The organism is Paenibacillus sp. SEL3 (assembly GCF_054602585.1).
Map to the genome: position 1 here is coordinate 2,024,588 of NZ_CM137725.1, position 21,872 is coordinate 2,046,459.

Annotated in this window: 23 protein-coding genes and 1 pseudogene; 12 read left to right on the forward strand and 12 right to left on the reverse strand. The window is 46.0% G+C overall.

Annotation, left to right across the window (positions count from 1 at the left end):
- Window positions 1–33: 33 nt before the first annotated feature.
- The 3 genes from ACYCS5_RS09490 to ACYCS5_RS09500 are packed head-to-tail and all read right to left on the reverse strand — an operon-like array spanning window position 34 to window position 3,789.
- A complete protein-coding gene (locus ACYCS5_RS09490) occupies window positions 34–2,118 on the reverse strand; it encodes a peptidoglycan D,D-transpeptidase FtsI family protein (RefSeq protein ID WP_341039981.1) in 2,085 nt (694 codons plus the stop codon).
- Between the two features lie 20 nt (window positions 2,119–2,138).
- Window positions 2,139–3,290, reverse strand: coding sequence for a transglutaminase domain-containing protein (locus ACYCS5_RS09495; protein ID WP_264217538.1), 1,152 nt, complete (start codon window positions 3,288–3,290; stop codon window positions 2,139–2,141).
- Window positions 3,291–3,306: 16 nt separating this feature from the next.
- On the reverse strand, window positions 3,307–3,789 hold the full coding sequence (locus tag ACYCS5_RS09500) for a hypothetical protein (protein ID WP_029518209.1): 483 nt from the start codon (window positions 3,787–3,789) through the stop codon (window positions 3,307–3,309).
- A 223-nt stretch (window positions 3,790–4,012) separates the two neighbouring features.
- On the opposite strand from ACYCS5_RS09500, the gene ACYCS5_RS09505 reads away from it, so the two are divergent.
- From ACYCS5_RS09505 to ACYCS5_RS09515, 3 genes and pseudogenes are all read left to right on the forward strand, one after another.
- A complete protein-coding gene (locus ACYCS5_RS09505) occupies window positions 4,013–5,182 on the forward strand; it encodes an MFS transporter (protein WP_459760978.1) in 1,170 nt (389 codons plus the stop codon).
- A 184-nt stretch (window positions 5,183–5,366) separates the two neighbouring features.
- Window positions 5,367–5,435, forward strand: a pseudogene (locus tag ACYCS5_RS09510) (YjcZ family sporulation protein); the annotation flags it as partial.
- Between the two features lie 166 nt (window positions 5,436–5,601).
- Window positions 5,602–5,946 carry a toprim domain-containing protein gene (locus ACYCS5_RS09515; RefSeq protein WP_029518206.1) on the forward strand — a complete coding sequence of 115 codons (345 nt, stop codon included), beginning with the start codon at window positions 5,602–5,604 and terminating at the stop codon, window positions 5,944–5,946.
- A gap of 89 nt (window positions 5,947–6,035) precedes the next feature.
- Here the strand turns inward: ACYCS5_RS09515 and cyoE are convergent, their stop codons facing one another.
- Window positions 6,036–6,980: a heme o synthase gene (cyoE, locus tag ACYCS5_RS09520; protein WP_013311855.1), complete on the reverse strand. Its 945-nt coding sequence runs from the start codon at window positions 6,978–6,980 to the stop codon at window positions 6,036–6,038.
- A 203-nt stretch (window positions 6,981–7,183) separates the two neighbouring features.
- On the opposite strand from cyoE, the gene ACYCS5_RS09525 reads away from it, so the two are divergent.
- Window positions 7,184–8,167: a metal-dependent hydrolase gene (locus ACYCS5_RS09525; RefSeq protein WP_039272715.1), complete on the forward strand. Its 984-nt coding sequence runs from the start codon at window positions 7,184–7,186 to the stop codon at window positions 8,165–8,167.
- A gap of 254 nt (window positions 8,168–8,421) precedes the next feature.
- Here the strand turns inward: ACYCS5_RS09525 and ACYCS5_RS09530 are convergent, their stop codons facing one another.
- Window positions 8,422–8,643 carry an alpha/beta-type small acid-soluble spore protein gene (locus ACYCS5_RS09530; RefSeq protein WP_013311857.1) on the reverse strand — a complete coding sequence of 74 codons (222 nt, stop codon included), beginning with the start codon at window positions 8,641–8,643 and terminating at the stop codon, window positions 8,422–8,424.
- Window positions 8,644–8,764: 121 nt separating this feature from the next.
- Here ACYCS5_RS09530 and ACYCS5_RS09535 point away from each other — a divergent pair, with 121 nt between their 5' ends.
- Window positions 8,765–8,932, forward strand: a complete 168-nt coding sequence (locus ACYCS5_RS09535) for a hypothetical protein (protein WP_007431986.1) — start codon at window positions 8,765–8,767, stop codon at window positions 8,930–8,932.
- Between the two features lie 43 nt (window positions 8,933–8,975).
- On the opposite strand, the gene trpS is transcribed toward ACYCS5_RS09535, so the two are convergent.
- Window positions 8,976–9,965, reverse strand: a complete 990-nt coding sequence (gene trpS, locus ACYCS5_RS09540; RefSeq protein WP_459760979.1) for a tryptophan--tRNA ligase — start codon at window positions 9,963–9,965, stop codon at window positions 8,976–8,978.
- A gap of 454 nt (window positions 9,966–10,419) precedes the next feature.
- Between trpS and ACYCS5_RS09545 the strand changes: the two genes are divergently transcribed.
- On the forward strand, window positions 10,420–11,385 hold the full coding sequence (locus ACYCS5_RS09545) for an aldose 1-epimerase (RefSeq protein WP_165148483.1): 966 nt from the start codon (window positions 10,420–10,422) through the stop codon (window positions 11,383–11,385).
- Window positions 11,386–11,475: 90 nt separating this feature from the next.
- Complete coding sequence (locus tag ACYCS5_RS09550; RefSeq protein ID WP_013311861.1) at window positions 11,476–11,712, forward strand: alpha/beta-type small acid-soluble spore protein; 237 nt, start codon at window positions 11,476–11,478, stop codon at window positions 11,710–11,712.
- Window positions 11,713–11,856: 144 nt separating this feature from the next.
- On the opposite strand, the gene ACYCS5_RS09555 is transcribed toward ACYCS5_RS09550, so the two are convergent.
- The gene (locus ACYCS5_RS09555; protein ID WP_029518202.1) at window positions 11,857–12,258 is read right to left on the reverse strand and encodes a hypothetical protein; all 402 of its coding nucleotides are present in this window, start codon (window positions 12,256–12,258) and stop codon (window positions 11,857–11,859) included.
- 261 nt (window positions 12,259–12,519) lie between these two features.
- Window positions 12,520–14,307, reverse strand: a complete 1,788-nt coding sequence (locus ACYCS5_RS09560; RefSeq protein WP_039272717.1) for a M3 family oligoendopeptidase — start codon at window positions 14,305–14,307, stop codon at window positions 12,520–12,522.
- A 97-nt stretch (window positions 14,308–14,404) separates the two neighbouring features.
- Between ACYCS5_RS09560 and ACYCS5_RS09565 the strand changes: the two genes are divergently transcribed.
- Window positions 14,405–14,575 carry a YycC family protein gene (locus tag ACYCS5_RS09565; protein ID WP_014277894.1) on the forward strand — a complete coding sequence of 57 codons (171 nt, stop codon included), beginning with the start codon at window positions 14,405–14,407 and terminating at the stop codon, window positions 14,573–14,575.
- On the forward strand, window positions 14,572–14,808 hold the full coding sequence (locus tag ACYCS5_RS09570) for a hypothetical protein (protein ID WP_029518200.1): 237 nt from the start codon (window positions 14,572–14,574) through the stop codon (window positions 14,806–14,808). The genes ACYCS5_RS09565 and ACYCS5_RS09570 overlap by 4 nt, the downstream gene beginning before the upstream one ends.
- 88 nt (window positions 14,809–14,896) lie before the next feature.
- On the opposite strand, the gene ACYCS5_RS09575 is transcribed toward ACYCS5_RS09570, so the two are convergent.
- Both ACYCS5_RS09575 and ACYCS5_RS09580 read right to left on the reverse strand, forming a co-directional pair.
- Window positions 14,897–15,628, reverse strand: coding sequence for a DUF2225 domain-containing protein (locus tag ACYCS5_RS09575; protein WP_049817024.1), 732 nt, complete (start codon window positions 15,626–15,628; stop codon window positions 14,897–14,899).
- Window positions 15,629–15,649: 21 nt separating this feature from the next.
- A complete protein-coding gene (locus ACYCS5_RS09580) occupies window positions 15,650–16,027 on the reverse strand; it encodes a globin domain-containing protein (protein ID WP_029518198.1) in 378 nt (125 codons plus the stop codon).
- 412 nt (window positions 16,028–16,439) lie between these two features.
- Here ACYCS5_RS09580 and ylbJ point away from each other — a divergent pair, with 412 nt between their 5' ends.
- Both ylbJ and ACYCS5_RS09590 read left to right on the forward strand, forming a co-directional pair.
- Window positions 16,440–17,735 (forward strand): sporulation integral membrane protein YlbJ, encoded by a 1,296-nt coding sequence (gene ylbJ / locus ACYCS5_RS09585; RefSeq protein WP_165148480.1) that lies wholly within the window; start codon window positions 16,440–16,442, stop codon window positions 17,733–17,735.
- 66 nt (window positions 17,736–17,801) lie between these two features.
- A complete protein-coding gene (locus ACYCS5_RS09590) occupies window positions 17,802–18,605 on the forward strand; it encodes an NAD kinase (protein ID WP_013372943.1) in 804 nt (267 codons plus the stop codon).
- Window positions 18,606–18,663: 58 nt separating this feature from the next.
- Here ACYCS5_RS09590 and ACYCS5_RS09595 read toward each other — a convergent pair whose 3' ends face one another.
- Together ACYCS5_RS09595 and lipA are read right to left on the reverse strand one after the other, a co-directional pair.
- Complete coding sequence (locus ACYCS5_RS09595) at window positions 18,664–19,578, reverse strand: YutD family protein (RefSeq protein WP_165148477.1); 915 nt, start codon at window positions 19,576–19,578, stop codon at window positions 18,664–18,666.
- A 24-nt stretch (window positions 19,579–19,602) separates the two neighbouring features.
- Complete coding sequence (gene lipA / locus ACYCS5_RS09600; RefSeq protein WP_029518195.1) at window positions 19,603–20,505, reverse strand: lipoyl synthase; 903 nt, start codon at window positions 20,503–20,505, stop codon at window positions 19,603–19,605.
- Between the two features lie 246 nt (window positions 20,506–20,751).
- On the opposite strand from lipA, the gene ACYCS5_RS09605 reads away from it, so the two are divergent.
- Window positions 20,752–21,858: a M23 family metallopeptidase gene (locus ACYCS5_RS09605; RefSeq protein WP_039272724.1), complete on the forward strand. Its 1,107-nt coding sequence runs from the start codon at window positions 20,752–20,754 to the stop codon at window positions 21,856–21,858.
- Window positions 21,859–21,872 lie beyond the last annotated feature (14 nt).

The window sequence follows — 21,872 nt, forward strand, 5'->3', positions numbered from 1 at the left end:
GAAGCTTTCATGAAATGATATCGTATAAAATGATTATGGCTGTTTGGTAGTGTTAGGATCGGTTGCTGTGGCATCCTTTTTCTTAGGTACCCCATCCAATCCATAAACTTCATCGTAGGCATCAAAGATTTTACGTGCCACAGGTCCGGCGCTCCAAGCCCCGAAGCCTCCTTCCGGTATGACAACGGCTACGGCCAGCTTAGGATTCTGACGTGGTGCAAAGGCGATAAATACTCCATTATCTTTCAATTCTCTGCCTACACTTTGCTGCGATGTCCCCGTTTTGCGAGCAAAGTCGTAAGGGAAACCTTTAAATGCGCTGACATCTGTTGCCATCCCGCGTATGACTTCATTCCAGTAGGCATCCGGAAATTTTACTTCATTTAGTACTTTCGGCTTAAACGTTTGAACTACATTGCCGTTGGTATCTTTAATTTGACTGACCAAATGCGGCTCCATCCGTTTACCCTTGGTAGCCAATACTGCTGTATATTGTGCAAGCTGAAGCGTTGTATATTTACCCTGCTGACCAAAAGAAGCATATGCAAGTTTAGATAATGAAGACTCTTTCGAATTATGAGCATACTCTCTGCGTCCAGACCATTCACTTGGTAAATCTACACCCGTAGAAACACCTAGTCCAAATTCCTTCATGTAGCGGTCCCATACATTCACACCTTGATCTTCCTTGGCATTATTAATGTATTTGTTGTACAATCTTTTGCCCACCATATCGACCATAAATGCATTGGAGGAATGCCGAATGGCAGAAGCTGGGTCCAACCCGCCGTACACATGACCCGAGGAATTCCGAACTCGTGACGAATTATTACGCCCAAAGTAAGCCGCTCCTGTATCCTGGTAATACGATGAGGTACTGAATAGATTTTCCTCCAGTCCTACTAACACAGAAAGCGGCTTAATGGTGGAGCCAAGTAGGACAACCGACTCTGGATGTTGACCTGATTGGCCCGATCCAAAGGAGCGAATAGTACCATTCAAGTATACATTTTGTATTTTTTTATAATTATCGCTAGATATATTTCCGGTCTGCCAGTAATTAGCATCATAATCCGGCATACTAGCCATCGCCACCACATTTCCTGTATCCACTTCCATAGCCACAGCAAAGCCTGTTTTAGCATAAGGATGGGTCTTGCCAGATACAGCGTGTGAATGGAGCCATCTCAATTGATCCATAATAGCATCTTCCGTTTTAACCTGAATTTCTTTGTTAATCGTAGAATATACATTATTTCCTTTTTGCGGAGGAGTAACAGAATCTACACCTTCCGGCATATTGCGTGGATCAATCGGAACCGTTTTATAGCCATTTTTCCCTCGTAACTGTTCCTGATATTGATATTCCAGTCCATCAAAGCCAACAGATTCGTTATCCATATAAATGAGGCCCGGATCATTTTCAGCTGACATGGATTTTTGAATATTCTTATATTTATCCAACGTTTCACGCGCACTTTTATAGCTTTTAATGTAGCCAACCGTTTGGACAGCTACCGTATCTGGATCGTAATGACGTACCGTTTCCTCTACGACATCTATGCCCGGGAACTCACTCTTATGCTGCATAAAATAGGCCACTTCATCTTTGTTAAGATTCGTTTTAATCAGACGCGGCGTAAAACCGCTAAATCGCTGATAGTTACGGTCCATAGCGTCCATAATTTGCTCTGCCGTCATTTTCGGCTCATCTTTATTCCCATATTCAGCAAAGCGATTCGCCAGCTTCTGTGTCATTTTCTCCAGCTCAGGCAATAGCTTTTTGTCATTATCACGCTTTTCTTCCATACCATCACTGTAGTTCTTGGAGAGCGTGATATACAGCGATTGTACAGGTGTAGAATACGCTAGTCTGTTCTGCCCGGTGGAATCATAAATCGTTCCGCGAATCGGCGTAAGTGGTACATTTTTGGTAACATTACTGGCCTCCTGCTGCTTGAGCTGAGGTCCATCCACGAATTGAAGTATCGCCAATCTTACAATGATGACTGTAAATATAATGAACGAGCTGAAAAAGAACAGATTGATCCGAAAGCTGAATCTTTTTCGATCAGACGTCCCATTGTCTGTTCCCTGCTCGTTGTCTATCTTTCTCATGTGCCCTTTTCCACTCCTTATTAAATCACTTTATCCTTGATATGTGTTTGGGCAAAACCAGGCGGATTAAACCAGTCCCCACTTTGCGCCCAGGTCGGGTCTAGCGGTACCCACTGATTCTGTCCGCTCAAATATACCTCATTCCAGGCATGGGACCCGTATCCTCCCTGTCCGTTGTACCCAAGGCCTGTCACCACCTTGACCTGTAGCCCCTGCGAACGAGCCATCATTGAGTACAGGCGGGCATAATCAATGCACACTCCTTTACGTGTATCAAACGTATCTCTAGGAGTCTGTTCATGCCAGTCACCACGTTGCTCATAGGCTTCCACCTTACTGTAATCATAGCTAATACGGGTGCCTACCCATTCATACAACGCTCTAGCTTTTTGCTCGTCACCGCTAGCCCCTTCTGTAATCTTGGCCGCTGCCTGAACGATATCGCTTGGAATGTCCCGGTCGATTATTTCATATTTGCGCTGCATGATGCCATTCAGTTCCTTGGTAACAGCCTGCGTAAATACGGGCAGCTTATCCTTAATCAGAGTCCCGGACAACGGTTCAATAACCGATTGCGCACCTTGCTTATAAATCGGTGAAGCTTGTACGTAGCTGCTAAACCCGCTGTCTGGGTACAGACTAACGCCTATGAACAGCAGGGCTATGATCATCATGGCGCGAGCTCCACCAATAAGGGTACCTATTCCGGCCCCTGCCACCCTGCTGAAAAAGCCCGATTTTTTTGGATGCTCATGGAGGGAGGAATCTGATTTTCCACCTACCATCAACACATAAATGGCACGCAGTATAAACTGGGCAATAGCATAACTGAGCATGAACAATACGGCGAATCGCAGCAGCGGAAAACCCTCTATCCCCGCCACAAGCGTATAATAAAATTGCTCAATCCCGCTTAGTTTTCGCTGTGGCAAATGCTCCATGTAAGCTGCCAGCCATTGTTGCACCTTCGGTGAAAGCCACATGGCTAATCCTAGCGAGCACAAAATACCCGCTACAGTCAGTATGCCATCCACAATAAGACTAAACAGCGCCCCTACAGATCTGGAAGCTCCTCGTCTCCAGCCCTGAATCAACGACAGCAGTACAATGACAATTAAAAACACCGTCACGCCATTCCAATGAAGAATAGGCTCCAGCCAGGATGGTTTCATTGTGTTCCTCCTGTCTCTACGGCGACTGTGGCGACTGTGTTACAGCCGAGCCTTTCGCACCTTCGATATATTTCTTGACGGTATCGCCCATACTCCACTCGCCCAGCGACATCCCCTGAAACCATACCTTGACCTTGTCACCATCAAATGGACCTTTCACTTCCAAGTTGGAGCTGGTTACCGAAAACGTACCATCCGCGTTGGATGTGTATTGGGCATCCCGTCCCTCTTTGATCATCATGTTCAAGGCCTCGCTCTGAACCTTGTTAATCGCATCATCCTTTGCCTGAGTAACGACCTTGCCGACCTGTTCAAAGGAAATGCCACTGTAGATAAGCAAGCCTGCAATTACGACGATGACAATCAGCCATTTTATGAGAGTTCTTACAACCTTCAATATGACTAACAATAGGACAAGCCCAATTAATATATACAGCCAATTATCTTGAACAATCTGCCAATTATGTTCCAAAAACTCTCTCCAGACGCCCTTATCCATTTCGCTACACTCCCGTTTTCAACTACATGATTCGAATTGCAAAATTGTCTCTGTAATTATACATGATTACGCAATGTCCTGTCAGCTTAGGTCTTATACATACCTTGTCTTTCAATTCTTGTCCATACAAAGTGGTCTATGTTCGTCTAATCCAGCGTACAACTTAGGAAGGGCCAATACGAAGTAACATGAAAGTTTACATTAGGGAAAGGGGGTCATTCACATGAAAACAGCCCTCTGGCTGTATCTCTTTTTGTTCATTGCCTTTTTTGATCTGCATGCGCAATATCCTATTTTGACGCCATTCGCCATCTCTCTGGGGGCAGCTCCTACCTTTATCGGTTGGATGATGGGGATTTACTCTCTGACTCACCTGCCTGGCAATTTGATGGCAGGTCCCAAAGTCGACAAACACGGCAGTCGCCGATATATTATGTTCAGCCTGACAGCTGCAGGCCTGATCCTGATCATTCAATCGTACATCCATACACCGTGGGAATTACTTTTTCTGCGTGCGATTAGTGGCTATGTGTTGGCTTTTTTATCTCCAGCCTGTCTGGCCATGCTGGCGCAACTGTCTGATCATCCGGTTACGCAGGGTAAATATATGTCGGGGCATGGTGTCGTCCATACGTTGGCCTCTGTTCTGTCTCCAGCCGCAGGCGCATTTATCGTAGCCAGTTTTGGCTTTAGCGAGACATTTAGTTCCCTTGGCATCATTCTCGTAATCACGGGGCTTATGGCTTATTTCACCTTACCCAAAAAAGCACCCGCTCCGCAGGCCCAATTATCTGATGGTCATACGACACCTGCTCCACTCTCGGCAGCACAGACGCGGTTACCATTCAATTGGCGCTACCTGCTTTTACCTTTTGTTTTGGCGTGCGCACAAGGCATTTTATTTTATGAGATCCCATTACGAAATAACGGTTCTGCGTCCATGATGTCCACCGGATTGCTTTTTTCCATCATCAGTTTGGGAGCACTCTGTACGCTTAGTTTGCTTTTTCTGAACAAATATTCACCGATGGTCAGGCTACTTTGTGGCATTATTCTGATGTCTTTAAGCTTCTATGCACTCGCCACCACGCCCGAAGCGACAATAGGCATCATCCTGTTTATTTTGGGAACAGCCAAAGGCATCATTTTTCCAGCGCTGGCCTCTCTCTTCATACGAATTGGAGGTGCTCGATTGGGCAAAACCTTTGCCCTGCAATCCATTGCAACGTCAATCGGCTCCTTTGCCGGGCCTGTACTGGCGGGTCAGCTTCCGGATCACATATCCCCTTTTTTTATCGCATTTCTGATTCTGATGGCTGGCCTGCTATTCGTTCCCGTTAAGCACATATCTCCGACGCCGCCACTGTCTGCCACAGGACCTTATCATTCCTAGCTAGTCTGAGGCAGTGGGTATGCTAAAATGCTATCTTTAAAGCCCAAAATGCCGTTCCAGAGGGCAGATGCACAGTACACTATACCCCTATCCACATAGACTATTTTGACTGAACATTCACTAATAAAGGGAGGTGCAGCCTGTGAGCCACTGTCATCCTGTAAGCCCTTGCCCTGTTTTTGGAACTTCAACTGGCACCATTCTTGTTCTTTATATTCTGCTCGTCATCATTCTCCGTACTTGCTGGTTTTAATGTCTAAATTGCCCTAACATGTTGTCCCTTGTACCCATGCCTGCCACTTCTGGCAGGCTATTTTGTTATTTTTTGCATGAGAACCCTATTTGGAGCTACACTATACTCATATTCTTCATTTCCCGGGGAATTTCGAGCATATGTATCAGACAAGGGGTGAGCTTAAATGGCGATAACCGTGATCGTCGAAGGGAAAAATGACCGCAGCAAACTTCGCCGATTACTTGACCCGGAGGTTCACATTTTATGCACCTTCGGCACACTAAACTCTATAAAACTGGAATCCCTCCACAAGCGAGCCAAGCACGACGAAATATATTTATTTATGGACAATGACAGCTCAGGGAAAAAAATAAGGGGTGTGCTTGCAGACTCTTTTCCAGATGCCTACCATATGTATACCCGCAAAGGATACGCTGGCGTAGAAGGGACTCCAGACGAATATGTGATCGCTCAATTGGAAAAAGCAGGATTGGAAGAATACATTATATACCCGCCACCTGTTCTTTAGTCTTGAATAACAAAAAAGGCTGTCCTCAGGCCGCTTTCATGCCTGTTGGACAGCTATATGGTGTACTATAAAATGCCTCTAAAATGACATTAGAATTTATGAACCGTATCGACGATCATCAGCAAGAAGCTGAGTGTCAGATGGTTAATGGAAAAGAAAAATACTTTTTTGGCCCAGGAATCCGTTTCTTCTTCCTTAATCGTAAAACCTTTAAAGGCATAGAATGCCCACAGCACGGACAGTAACACGGACACGATCATAAAAATCATACCGGCATATCCATAAGCATACATAAGGATGGGTACCGGAATCAGCAATACAATATAAGGAATCATCTGAATCTTTGTCCGATGGATACCTTTTACGACTGGCAACAACGGAAATCCTGCTGCGCGATATTCCTCAACTCTGCGAATAGCAAGTGCCCAGAAGTGAGGCGGCTGCCATAAGAACAGGAGAGCGAATAAAAGCCAAGCGCCCATATCAATACGACCCGAAGCGGCCACATAACCAATTACAGGAGGCATTGCACCAGAAATACCGCCGATGGATGTACTCCATGTAGATGAACGTTTTAACCAAAGTGTATAAATACCGACGTAGACGAACATACCAAGTAATCCCAGTAATCCTGCCTTTACACCAGAGAAGAAGAATAGAACAGCTAACCCGACAACACCCAAAATAATAGCGTATGACAACACCGTTGTAGGGGTCAGACGCCCTGTTGGCAGTGAGCGATTACGTGTACGTTCCATTTTCAAATCCAGCTCACGGTCAAAATAGTTGTTAAAAACACATGAAGATGCCATAACCAGCATTGTACCTAAAAGTGTAAGAATTAGCTTTATATAGTCAACGTCCCATTGCGATGCTAACCAAAAACCACCAAAGGCTGCAACCAGATTGGTACGAAGGATGCCTGGCTTGGTAACTGTAATAAAATCTTTCCAAGTGCCCGCTTTGCCGGGTGGTTTAGATTTTACAGAATAGGTAGCCGCATCCGAAGAAGTCTTATAACTTATATTATCCATTGTGAGTAACTCCCCCTTAGAGATGTATGAATTCGGGAGTAAGTTGAACTCCGATATAAATTTTATCATATACCTACCCTAAAAAGTTTGACAGAAAACGCACAAAACGTTCACAATTCCGATGGCAAATCGCCCCTGCTGATCGTTTACAGTAAATTTGGGTAGTAATAAGTACAGGAAACAATACAAAAGGAGCGACAGATATGGATACAGCCACACACTTTGTCATGGGAATCGGATTGGCCGGTCTGGCCTACACTGACCCTGTCGTCGCCGGAGATCCAAAGTTGGCCGCAGTGGTGCTGCTCGCTACAGTTGTAGGGTCACAAGCTCCGGATTTTGACACTTTGCTTCGGTTGAAAAATAATGCAGCCTACATTCGCAATCACCGTGGACTGTCGCATTCAATTCCCTTCTGGTTGATATGGATCTTGTCCATAACAGGGCTAATTTGCCTGATCTTCAGAGATGTGCCCCCAGGTCATGTAGCATTATGGGTAACGATTGCCGTCTGCCTGCATGTATTCACAGATTTATTTAATACGTACGGAACACAGGCATTCCGGCCGTTTACAAACAAGTGGATATCTTGGAATATCATCCATATTTTCGATCCCTTTATTTTTGGCACCCATGTTGCTGCGATTATGCTGTGGATCACCGGATTGATTCCACCCGCTCCCTTATTTATTACGCTGTACGTCATTATTGGCCTGTATTACATTTGGCGAACCTGGAGTCATTTTATAACCAGAAAAGCGGTACGTAATATGGACAACGAGCGTCAGGAGGGCGACAATTATTATATCATTCCCACCGTATCATGGAACCGGTGGCATGTGGTAAAAGCTCATCAGAATGGAAGTTATGACATTGGCGGATTAAATGGCTCGCACTTATTTTGGACGAAACACGCAATTCCATCCACACATCCTGCCGTAGAAGCATCCAAATCCTATCGCGATGTGCAGGCATTTCGCTATTTCTCCTCCTTTGCTGTTGCCGAGGTGGAAGAACTGGAATGGGGCTACATTGTGCGATGGGGAGACGTGAGGTATCGACACCGGAGGCAATATCCATTCGTGGCTGTGGTCGCGATGGATAAGCAGTTCGGGCTGATCAACAGTTATATCGGATGGCTCAGTGACGAAAAGATGCAAAAACGCCTTTCCCTGCATACGAATTAAAACTGCTTACAAGCTAACAACCAGCCTTATGAACAAGAGACAGCAAGTTCCCCCTTAATCTGGGAGCTTGCTGTTTTTTTGGCCATTCGCGCCAAAAATCACATCTCATGAAAGCGCCCTCTTGACGAAGCGGACTTGCGTGATTCACAATGGTCATAAGCCATGCGTAAAAAAAATCCGGAGCATGATCGCTCCGGATTTTCTTCATGACAGTTGCTCATAATACAGCTTCCAAGATGGAGTGTTTATGTGTATTACTGCAAACGGCTGCTGCCCGACAAGGATTGTTCTGCTTGTTGGACTAGCTTTTTCGTAATATATCCCCCAAGAGAACCTGTTTCGCGGGAAACAACATTACCGAAGTAACCGTCCTGAGGGATGGTGATGCCAAGTTCTTGAGCTGCCTCATATTTTAATTGTTGTAAAGCGGCGTTGGCCTGCGGTACTTGCAGGTTGTTTGAACGACGTCTGCTCATATTTGAATCTCCTTTCAGTTCTTTGTGAGTGAGGTTCATTGCAAGCTTGCAAGATTATTATGGCTCGCTTACAACTACTTATTCCTGAAATTCAACATTCGAACACTGGAGGTTTTTACCAATGAGCAAAGGTTTATCCCTATGGTTCGCCGTTTCATCCATTGTCCTGCTGACCGCAGCCGCTATATCCATCAGTTATTCCGCATGGCTTGCCATTCTACTGGGGCTATTATCTGTCGGCAATATTGGCTGGGGTTTCGTGGTCAAAGCCCGACAACGCCGCTCCTAATCCAATCCTATAAAAGGCCTAATTCGTTTCGCCTCAATATGCTTTAGCGTAGACGTGGCAGAAAGCCCATGCGCTCTTTGACCGCAGACAGCGTGACTTCAGCAGCTTCTTGAGCACGCTCTGCGGATTGGGCCAAAATATGTCCAATTTCACCGGATTCCCGGATATCGCGATAGCGCTGCTGAATCGGTTCAAGCATAGCCACAACCGTCTCTGCCAGTTCTTTTTTAAATGTCCCGTACATTTGGCCTTCATAACGATCCTGCACTTCTTGGAGCGACAAACCGGAACACTGGCTGTAAATGCTCATTAGATTACTAATTTCAGGTTTATTGGCCAGATCATATATAACCTCACTGCCAGAATCGGTCGTAGCGCGGCTGATTTTCTTGCGTATGACTTTCGGTTCGTCCAGTAGCGCAATAAAACTGCCTGCATTCGGATTACTCTTGCTCATTTTTTTGGATGCATCATCCAGGGACATAATTCTTGCCCCTACTTCAGGGATATACGGCTCGGGAATTGTAAAATAATCTCCATAACGATGATTAAAGCGGCCAGCCAAATCCCGTGTCAGTTCCAGATGCTGTTTCTGATCTTCGCCCACCGGGACGAGATCCGCGTTGTAGAGCAAAATGTCAGCTGCCATCAACGACGGATATACGAACAACCCTGCTCCTACGGAATCCTTGCCAGCAGCCTTGTCCTTAAACTGAGTCATACGTTCCAGCTCGCCCATATTCGTCAGTGTTGTCATCAACCATCCCAGCTCAGCGTGCTGAGGAACATGGGATTGTAAAAAGACGTTGGATTTCTCTGGGTTAATACCCGCTGCAATAAATAATGCCGCTACCGCCTCCGACTGCTCGCGTAATTGAGCTGGTTCCTGCGGTACGGTAATCGCATGAAGATCTGGAACCATAAAGTAACATTGGTGATCCTCTTGCAATTTGACAAAGTTTTTCATTGCACCAATGTAGTTGCCCAAAGTAAGTTGTCCGCTAGGCTGAATACCTGAAAGTACAGTTTTCATATTCTTCCTCCTCCGATTATTTCAATATTTTAGAACGCAAAAAGGCCCCGCATCCTCAAGGGACGCGAGACCGTGGTACCACCCTTATTCATTGCCGTCAGCCTTTGCTTGTCGGAGCTATGCCCCATGACTGATTGCAATCTTAAAGCTCCGTTAACGGGGAGCAATCGGCCGTCATACTGAGGACTGTAAAATCCTGTTCTGTGCGGCACTCCAAGGTCCATTCAGCAATGCAGGCTCACCGGTTCCCATCCACCACCGGCTTTCTGAAGAGCTTATGCGAAAGCTTACTTGTCCTCATCATCGCGTTATCCATGTCATTACTTTCTAAACTACATTAATGATAATTCCGCATAATGTTATTGTCAAATGACGATTGTGCCCTACGATCAAAAATCTGTTATCATAATGACACGAAGCTTCAACCGATTATAGTGGACAAAGGAGCATGGATATGAAACAAGTGACCAAAGAACACTGGAACGGTTACGACACGTATGTTTTACATAGTGGTGAACTGGAAGTTACGATGATCCCTCGCCTCGGGAATAATATTATCTCAGTGCGTGATCTGAAGCTCGACAGGGATATCGTACGTCGGCCCGGTGAGGAAGAATTGGCTTTTTATTTACAAAAGCCTTATCATTTTGGCTTGCCCATTTTGATTCCTCCTGGCCGAATTCGCAAAGGACAATTTGAGTTTGACGGTGTTCCTTACCAGTTCGACCGAAATACAGCCAATGACAACCATATACACGGTCTGCATCGTAATCAATCCTGGCGCTGCAGTGATATTGAAGAGGATGAAGAAGGTTGCAGTGTCACTACCGAGCTTTTGACAGAAAGTGATCCGCACTGGATGGAACAATTCCCCATTCCTTTGCGTCTGGAGATGACGTATCGCTTGCAGGGTGCTATATTAAGTCAAACGCTGCGCGTAACCAATTTGGGTGAAAAAGCAGCCCCATTTGGCTTGGGATATCACACTTGGTTTATGGTGGACGGAGAACCTGAGCGCTGGCGCCTAAAGCTACCTGTGAACGGCGTATATGAGCAGGATGCTGAACAGCTACCTACAGGTATGATTACTTCGTTGAATGACTTGGAACAGCTCTCTTCGGGTCTTTCACTGAAAGGAACAAATCTAGACACGCTGCTGCGGGCAACGGAAGGCCCTGCTGTAGCTCTTTTGACTCGTGATGATGGTTATCAAATCCGCTACACAGCAGATGAGCAATACTTTAAGTATTGGGTGTTATACACCAAAGGTGAATGCGATCAGTATCTTTGCATTGAGCCTTATACCTGGCTGTCAGATGCTCCTAATTTACCTGATCCTGTTGAAGGAGGCGGGCTGATCCGTCTGGAGCCTAAGCAATCCATCGATCTCAAAACTCAGATTCATATCATATATCCGTAATTTCCCTCTAGTCACTTTCCTTCCTTCGGCGCATATTTTCATAACTCTGTCGCATACTAACCTCATCACAGCCGAAGGAGGTGACTACACATGAATGAAGCTAATCAAGGCAGAAGTCGTCGCAGTAACAACCTTGTTGTTCCTCAAGCCAACAACGCACTGCAACAATTGAAATATGAAGCTGCACAAGAGCTGGGCATCACCATTCCGGCAGACGGTTACTACGGTGACATGCCATCCCGTGAAGCTGGTTCTCTGGGAGGCTATATCACTAAACGCTTGGTACAGCTGGCCGAACAGCAATTATCAGGACGTTCAGGTCAATAAGCGTCATTATTCCACATGAGCATTCCGTTCATCGTAATTTACCAAAATGCGTTATAACGGGCATATAACATAGGCGGTCTTCCCAAGGAAGGCCGCCTTTTCTCTTTTTTAAATTAGGATTTTGCAAAATTCTCATATTGATGATTATTCCGAATTAGCCGCTCGGTATGTAGGCTTGTTGTAGCGGATCATGAGATTCGCCATGTTGTAGTTGGACTCCAGTGTTGCATCTACCAAAATCGTTCCTTGTCTGATGGCGAAATCAAAAGCAATCTCACCATGAGTCCAGCTACGCTTATGATTTAGCGTTTCTAGGGCCATACGCCGAAAATCCTCCCGATGCTTTGCTGATAACCCCGGTTCTACTGCTGCTAACGTGCCACCTTTACCTGCAAGCGGATTATGGCGAATCCCAAACTTCCCAACTACATTGTTACGTATTTGTACAAATACGATGCCTGACGACAAACCCGCCAGTTCATTATCCAGTTCTTTTAAAACGATATCCATCTGCCTTGCCAACGACAATTGACCTACTTCATCCATTACAAAAACCCTCCTATGTACCTTATTCAAAAATAATTAATAGGTCTTACGGCTCAATTATATGCGAAGATTTTTAACCTTACAATCAAAACCAACATAATTGGGTATTTATAACTATTTTCTAAGTATATCCATCATTTTAAATTTCGCCAACAGGTAATGTTAATTACACTTCGACATTTTGCGACTTTGTTCATCATCTTCTGCAAAAATTACAAAAAAGGCCTCCCTTATAGGAGACCTTTCAAAAGTGTAAATCCGTTATTTTGTCATTTGTAAAAATTGCTCAATATCCTGAACAGTAACTTGCGCAGCATTACGCCAGAAGTCAGCCTGTGTTAAATCGGTACCTAAGTGCTTGGAAGCCAATTCTTCGACTGTCATGCGACCTGTATCACGCAGCAAGGCATCATATTGGTCGGCGAAGCCGTCAGGGTTTTCCTTCGCAAAAGCGTAAATTCCTGCACTGAACATATACCCGAATGTGTACGGGAAGTTGTAGAAAGGAGTGTCCGTAATATAGAAATGCAGCTTGGATGCCCAAAAATGAGGATGAGCCTCATCCAGGATACCACTAAACGCTTCACGCTGCGCTTGTTCCATCAACTCGCTTAATTGTTGTGCTCCTACGACTCCTTTTTTCCGCAACTCGTAAAAACGGGTTTCAAATAGGAAACGGGCATGAATGTTCATAAAGAAGGCTACACCACGCTGAATTTTATCCTCCAGCAAAGCTACCTTCTCCTGACCCTCGGCAGCTTCCAGCAAAGCATCTGATACAATAAGTTCTGCCAGCGTCGACGCCGTCTCAGCTACGTTCATGGCATAATTCTGATTCAATGGGTGCAATTCATTCATCACATGCTGGTGATAACCGTGTCCGAGCTCATGGGCCAGTGTCGAAACGTTGGATGGCGATCCGGCATAGGTCATAAAAATACGGGTCTCTTTGCTTAGACGCAGAGATGTACAGAAACCACCCGGACGTTTGCCAGGACGATCCTCTGCTTCAATCCAACTTTTCTCAAAAGCCATTTGGGCAAAGTCAGCCATTCTCGAGCTAAACTTACCAAATTGCTCAACAATCGTTACAGCAGCATCGTCGTAAGGGATTTTAGTGGTTGATGTTCCCAGCGGAGCTTCAACGTCATGCCAGGACAGCTTCTCTAAGCCCAGCAGCTTTGCTTTCCGCTCCAAGTATTTAACTACAATAGGCTTCGTTTCATTAATAACCTGCCACATCGTATCCAGCGTTTGTGCGGACATACGGCTGATTTCCAGCGGTTCCTTAAGCACATCTGTCCAGCCTCGTTTTTCATATAGCTTCAGACGGAAGCCTGCCAAATGATTCAATGTATCCGCGCAATAGTCCTCTACCTGAGTCCATGCCTCTTCCCAACGTGCAAACACATCTTTACGTACGCTGCGATCTGCTTCATCCAGCTTATTAGCCGCCTGACCTACAGACAGGTTTACGATCTCGCCATTTTCCGGTACAGGGATCGTCATATTTTTGACAATGGTATCATAGAAGTCGCCCCATCCATGGTAGCCATCCACTGCCAGATCCAATGCAAGGCTTTCCAGCTCAGGAGCCATTTTTTCACGTGCTTCGTTCCGATATTCGTTCAGGACAAAAGAAATCGGCTGGATAGCTTCGCGCTCCATCCATTTCTGCCAAATGTCTTCACTGGTTTGTGCCAGCAAGTTCTGGAAAGATACTAAAGCACTTTTCCCTTGGGCATACAGCGTGTTGACACGCGCTCCCAGTTGAACAGCCAGCTTGTCGTGCTGGTTTTGAGCAGTTAGACAAGAGACAAAGGAACCCGCCTGCGACGCGCCATTAAACAGCTCCTGGATGCTACTCAATACACTATCCAGACGCTCGGTATCCAATACCGTTTGTGGTACTTTAGCTGCTTTAAGCTGGGACTGCAGCTGTTGGACCTTGCTTTCCAATTCTTCCAAAAATGCATGGAATGAGGCAGAGGAAGACCCTCCGCTAAAAATAGATTCCAGATCCCATGTTTGCTTTAACGGTGTTTTCATAATAGTTCCACCTTTCTTTTTTGGCGAATTCATGTGGTTTCATATACAATAAAGCTACATCGTGATAGTAAATCACTACAATTGGGAGGAAAACAGAATGAGACCCTTACAAATTTCGCCGGAAACGGCTGTGAAATTATCCGAAAAGCTCGGTATTCCGCTGGAACACCTTATGCATACACCCCAGCACATTTTGATGCAAAAGCTGGCCGAACTGGCTAAAGAAGAAACCGCTGACCCGAACGGCGGAGAATCGGACAAATCATGATCCCTTTTCATAAAACCTGGCCTTATGACATCGTCATGGGAGACGTTTATGTACAGTCTTGTCCGTTTTGCGACCAGGATAATGTATTGCTGCCCCTGAAGCCTAAAGAACTTAAGCTCATACACGAAGGTATGAAAAAGCTGCTTGTGTTTCCATGTTGCCATAACAAGGTTACTTTAGTGGATTGTGATGACGATTATTTGCTGTCAGATACCACATTGCGTCATCATTAATTCATGAGTTGTAAGAGAATATAACCCGTTTTACAAACAAGGTGTGAACCATGAGCCTAAATCGGCCATAGTGCACACCTTTATTTCTTCAGGAGGAGCTTGCGTCTTGCATTTCCTCCGGCAGTTGGAAATTTTTAGCCATCATTTGTTCTCGCAGTACAGACCACTGTTCGCGGGAAGCCCGGATCATGGCTGCATCCATAATCTTTTTGTCATTAATGACACGCGAAAACCAGCGTACCGCTTCGTTAAAGTTCCCTGTACGTCGATGCAATTCACCAATCAGATACAGCAGTTTGGCATTATTCGCCCCGACACCCTCCAGTTCATAAACCCGAACGTAAGAATCCAGACTAAATTTGAGAAAGCGAAGCTCCTGCTCCTCATTTCCCTGGTATCTGTACATCCATGCGATATGCTGTAATAGACTGGCTACTACGCGTTCCTTTTCTCCGATGACCTGGGCACAGAGTAAACCCAGTTTATACGTTTCTAATGCCTCTTCCCAGCTACGATGCCCGCCATATTCGCGAGACTGCCAGCGATTACCGATTTTATCTCTAAAAATCTTGGTTTGCTGATCGCTTAACTGAACGGTAGAGTGCTCTGTCGAGGTAAACCCACAATGAGGACAGACCCTTACGACATAAAAATCCGGATTTTCATTCTTATAATAAGCGCAAAAATCTGAATCTGTACGAATGGCCTTCTTTAGGCTTGGTCTGACACGAGATGTCTGAAATTCTTCTTCACAATGTGTGCAGGTGATTTTAATCTGATATAACGGTTCAAGTTCCAATGTTTTTACAACCCTCTCCAAAATTCGGCAATCCCCGCAAGCTTACGGGGTATTTACAAAATGATGCGCAGGACCAGACAAACGGTTAAGTATGATGGAACGAAGCGGCTCCTCAATGCCCGTATCCGTTAACGCACCTGCCATACAAGACAACCATGCCTCTGCTCGCTCCTCCGTAACGGGAAACTTCATATGTCTCGCACGTAACATCGGATGACCATATGCATCAGAAAAAAGGGACGGTCCTCCAAAAAACTGGCTCAGGAACATAAACTGCTTTTCCTTAACCGGTTCCATGTCTTTAGGAAACAGGGGACTTAACAACGGATCTTTATAAACTCTCGGGTAGAAGGCCTCAATAATAGCACGAATACCTTCCGCGCCCCCAAGGTTGTCATAAATGCTCAGGCTAGGGTTCACTTTTCCTCCAACTTTCTGTGCTATGGTAATAAATATACACCCGTATTATAACAAAAAACAAAAAATGACGCTAAAAATAAGCGTCATTTTATCAATTTAACATATGAAGAGGATGTGCTTCGTTGCACATAGCTTCGTCATTCTATAAATACAATTAATAACTCCGCCAATCCTCTTCACCGGAATGGACGAGAGAGGCACGAATAACATACACAAAAGCACATACGAACAGACCGGCAACGATACTCATCCTGATCACTCCATCCTTAAGGTTATGGATCGTTGTTTTCCTATTTTAACATACTATTTACAAAAATACAGCAACAAATGTAACCGTTTTCTTTGTTTTTTTTGTACTCTTTGTCCATCCCCGACATAGGTATAATAGTACAACTCCAAAGGAGGGGCCTCTATGTCGCTATACCGTCGTTACTCGCTTCCTCTGCTCATCCTTTCACTGCTATTCCTATTTATACTTATGGCTGTATACCCGCAATCTTCTCTGAATGCCGGGCTTCGGGGGCTTGCCATCTGGTGGGACGTGCTGTTTCCATCTTTATTCCCGTTTTTCGTTATTTCCGAGCTTCTCCTCGGTTTCGGAATTGTTCATTTCATAGGTGCGCTGTTGGATCCGCTGATGCAGCCTCTATTCCGTGTACCTGGCTGTGGAGGTTTTGTCGCTGCGGTCAGCTGTGCATCCGGTTACCCGATTGGAGCTAAACTAACAGCCAAGCTGTGGGAGCAAAAATGGATCACACGCATTGAAGGAGAGCGTTTGGTCGCATTTACGACTTCCTCTGATCCGATATTCTTGATCGGTGCGGTTTCCGTTGGCTTCTTCCATCAACCAGAAATTGCACTCGTACTGGGCGCGGCTCATTATGGTGGTGTGCTCATCATCGGGCTACTTATGCGCTTCCACGGTTCTCGTTCAGGGGAAACAGATACTCGCAGCGACCGCCCTCAACCTACTCCAAAAGCCTGGTCGAAGTCCACAAATACAAAAGCTGCTGGTCGCAATAGACAGCCTGGACCCCTACGCCAAGCATTATATGCCATGCATACAGCTCGTTTGGAAGATGGTCGTCCATTGGGTGAGTTACTCCGTCAGGCGATTACTTCCTCCCTACGCCTTATTATTGTCGTAGGAGGGCTAGTTGTATTCTTCTGCGTCATTTTAGAAGCTTTGACGAACTCCGGTTTAATGAGCGGGCTTCATCTGCTTACGGCAAACCTCTTGACTGCATGTGGTCTTCCTCCTACGTTAACGGAGTCCATCGTAGGTGGTATTTTCGAAGTCACTTTAGGAGCGCAGGCCGCAGGTAAAGCCACGGCAGCGATACCATTCAAGGTAGCCGCAGCCGCTTTTGTGCTCTCCTGGGGCGGGCTATCGGTTCATGCGCAGGTTGCAAGTATTTTAAATATGACGGATCTTCGTTATATGCCATTTTTGTTGGCCCGGGCTGCGCACGGCTTCATCTCGGCACTGCTCGCTCTCGTGTTATGGCAGCCTCTGATGGGACAGGGAAGCTCTCCAGTCTTTTTTCCAATATACGACATCGTATGGTCCCCTGGCTTCTCGTCCGCCATGCTGTTGCAAAGTCTGCTGTTTCTTGGCTTTATACTGGCTGGAATGCTTAGTCTCTCATGGTTGAGTGTGGGTACCCGTCGCTTATACGTACGTTTGAGAAGAACACACAGGCAATGAACGATTGTGTTCTTGCTCATAATTGATTATGATCGATATATACCCATGACAAAGGAGCTTTTCATCTTGAGATATTATGTTCTGGATCGCGGGGATCAGCACTCCATGGACTTGAGTCAGCAATTTCACCGTCTTGCCCAAGAAAAGAATTTCAAGCTGGATGCCGAATCGCCGGAAATCGTCGTGTCTATTGGAGGCGATGGTACAATGCTTCATGCGTTTCATACCTTCATCGACCGCATTCCGGATATTGCCTTTGTTGGTGTACATACCGGTCATCTAGGCTTTTACGCCGATTGGCGTGCGGACGAGCTGGAGGAGCTAATCCACCTGATGAGCCAAAGCGGATCTGAGGGACCGCTTAACCCGAGAATCGTTAAGTATCCACTGATTGAGTTGGAAATTCACAAGAAATCAGGCAATGCTTCTTTTATTGCCTTGAATGAGTTTACGTTAAAAGGGGTGGATGGCACTGTCGTTGCCCAAGTAGATATTAACGATATCACCTTTGAAATGTTTCGCGGTGACGGTATATGTGTTTCTACCCCCTCAGGGACGACCGCCTATAATAAAGCACTTGGCGGAGCTATGGTTCATCCCACCATTGAAGCATTGCAATTGACTGAGATCGCTTCCATTAATAACCGCGTGTATCGGACACTAGGATCGCCATTGCTACTGCCCAAACATCATCATTGTGATATTTTTTCACGGAAAGATCAGCGTCTTTTATTGACAGTAGATCACCTGAACTTTCCTGTGGATGACTTAATCTCTGTTCGATGTCAGGTCGCAAGTCAGAAGATCAGCTTCGCTCGTTACCGTCCTTTCCCATTTTGGGATCGAGTACGCAACGCCTTTCTTAATTAGAACCTATAAAAGAGCCGACTCTGGCTCTTTTTTTACAAACAAAACGGTTCCTGAAAATTCAGGAACCGTTTTGTTGTGGAGCAGTAAATGTTTTATTCTTTTTACTACCCTCAGTTTTTTCGGCTTTAGCAGCTGGATGGGTCTGACGCTGGCCCTCAGGTTCACGTGAGACACGAACTTGCCGTCCCTCCCGATTTTCCTTTGGTTGACGCTCATAGCGTGGTCCACGCGATTCCTTTTTATCGAAATTCCCTTGCTGATTGCGCTGTCTACGCGGTTCTCGAGTTTGCTGCCCTTCACCCGGATTGCGTCCATCCTTTGCTTCACGTGGTTCTCTTGGCTGGCGCGAATCACGTGCTTCACGTGGCTCACGTTGCCGATTTCCTTCACGTCCTTCTCTGGATGAACGACTTTCGCGAGCTTCACGCGGCTGTCGCTCACGTACTTCCTGGGCATCCTTCGGTTCCCGACGTTGCAACTCGCGTGGTTCTCGGAATTCTCGAGGCTGCTCCACTAGCGATTCCTCCGTAGCTGTGGAATCCTGTTGTGGTTGCGGCCACTCCTGTTCTCCAGCTATATGTTGCAATACTTCTTGCTGCTCTTCGGTTTCTAACGTTCCCGCTTGTTCCCTTTGAGCATCTACCAACTGCTGAATATCTGGAGCAACGATTTCATCATTGACGCCGTTTTTATTAACCACTTCACGGCTTTTTTGCAGCACAAAATAGGCACAGCCAAAATTGCAGTATTCATTAATGTAATCGTCCAGTACCCCTATAGATGTATCCTTATTTGCTTTGGGATGGCCGTCTCGATAAAAGCCCTTCAGACGCAGCTGATTGTAACCCCAATCACCAATAATGTAATCATAGCGATCCAGCACTTCACTATACCGATCACGAAACGCTTCGGGATTCCATCCGTTCTTGTGATCCTGCAACAATTCATAGTTTTTACCACCGATTTGAAACAAGCTATTCTGACCGCCTTTCCCGGATCAAGCCTGCGAAAGGGCGCTTTCTTCCTTATGCTGAGCGGCTGACTTCACCTGCTCATGCGCTTGGTAGGAGCTGCGGACCAACGGTCCAGATTCGACGTGGCTGAATCCCCGCTGTAATCCCTCTTCCTTTAACTTCGCAAAATCTTCCGGTGGATAATATTTTTGCACATATAAATGTTTCTCGGACGGCTGCAAATACTGACCAATTGTCAGAATGTCACAATCGACTTTACGCAGATCATCCATGGCTTGTAAGATCTCGTCCCACTCTTCTCCGACACCTAGCATGATGCTTGATTTCGTTGGAATAGCCGGATTTAATTGCTTCGCACGTTGAAGCAGCTCCAGAGAGCGACGGTATTTCGCTTTAGCCCGAACCTTGTCGGACATGCGCTCCACCGTTTCAATATTATGATTCAGAATATCTGGTTTGGCATCCATGACGATTCGCAGCGATTCAATATCGCCCATAAAATCGGGAATCAATACTTCTACACTGCACAAAGGTAACCGGCCGCGAATCGCACGAACCGTTTCTGCAAATATAGTAGCGCCCCCATCTTTTAAATCGTCGCGAGCCACACTGGTTACGACACAGTGCTTCAAATTCATGTTCCCAGCCGCTTCCGCGACGCGATCAGGCTCCTGCAAGTCAAGTTCCGTAGGCAATCCCGTATTTACTGCGCAAAAACGACACGCACGCGTACAAATATCACCCAAAATCATAAATGTAGCTGTCCTATTGGCCCAGCATTCATATATATTAGGGCATCGTGCCTCCTCACATACGGTATGTAATGTCTTGGAACGCATCATGCTCTTGATTTCTTGATAGTTATCGCCTGTCGTAAGTTTAATACGAATCCAGTCGGGCTTAGCTTCCTTCTCTTTTCTAGACAATGGCATAGACCTTCTTTCTGATAAGCTTAAGCTGTCATTGTCATACATTATAACATGAAAGCCATGGAAAAACCTCCATTCATTGTTCCCTTTTTGATATGACATTGATGCCGAAAAAAGTAAACTTTTTATATGGATAAAAGCGGCGGATATGGCTCAATCTAAACAAAAGCGCCCTATTCACGCTATTGAATAGGGTCTAGAATTTACTGGGCGGTTAAGCCCTTCTATAGGAGGTCGGTTCACGTGCCTTACCCTACGCGGACAGCCCGCGCTGTTCGTCTGTTATCGCTGCTGATATGCGCTGCTACACTGACAACGGCCTGTCCGCTTCCTGCCCATGCCTTTGCCAATCACTTACAATCCTCGTCCGCCGGAAGCAGCCTGACAGTTAATGTAGATGCTGAACATGCACAGTCTTCAATGTATATTTCCAGGCTTGCTTTATATCGTTCCATCGAAGCCCTGACAGGAGTCCCTTGGTACAGGCTGGCCGCCATCGACCAGTATGAACGTACACTTACGGTGGCTCATCCCAAAGATCGCAAGCATGCAGAACGGACCATAGGTATTTTCGTTACGGGACCGATCTGGTCCGGCTTGATGAACCCTGATTCGGAGGATCAAAATCCACGTTCCATAGAACTATTTTCCGGGCTGGGACAAGACGGTTCGGGTGATGGAATTGCTGACCGTAATAATGACAAGGATCTGCTGTTCAGCATCGCATCTTATCTCGGAAAGTATGGAAACAACGAGGATGAATTTGGTATTGCTGTTTGGGAATATTACCATAACAGCCGCGCAGTTCAAAGAGTTCAGCAGTTTGCCAAGCTGTATCGGACGTATGGCAAGCTGGATCTGGTCAGTCAAGCTTTCCCCCTTCCTTTAGGCAGCATTTATAGCTACCGCAGCACATGGGGAAGCCGTCGCAGCTGGGGGGGCTACCGTATACATGAAGGAACTGACCTGTTTGCTGGCTACGGAGTTCCAGTTCGCAGTACCTGCTACGGTGTAGTTGAAATGAAGGGCTGGAATCCCTTTGGAGGATGGCGCATCGGAATCCGAGATCTCAACAACCGCTATCACTACTATGCGCACCTTTCCGGCTTTGACAAAACCGTTCACAACGGAGACGTCGTTACACCTGGCCAGACGGTTGGCTGGGTCGGAAGCTCGGGCTATGGAAAACCTGGTACCCAAGGCAAGTTTCCACCGCATCTGCACTATGGTATATATCGGGACAATGGCTGGGCAGATTGGTCCTTTGACCCGTATCCATTATTAAGACAGTGGGAGCAGTCCGAACGCAAAGCGCTCAAAACAGGAAAGACAAAAGGGACCTCCTCATAGGGTCCCTTTTATTT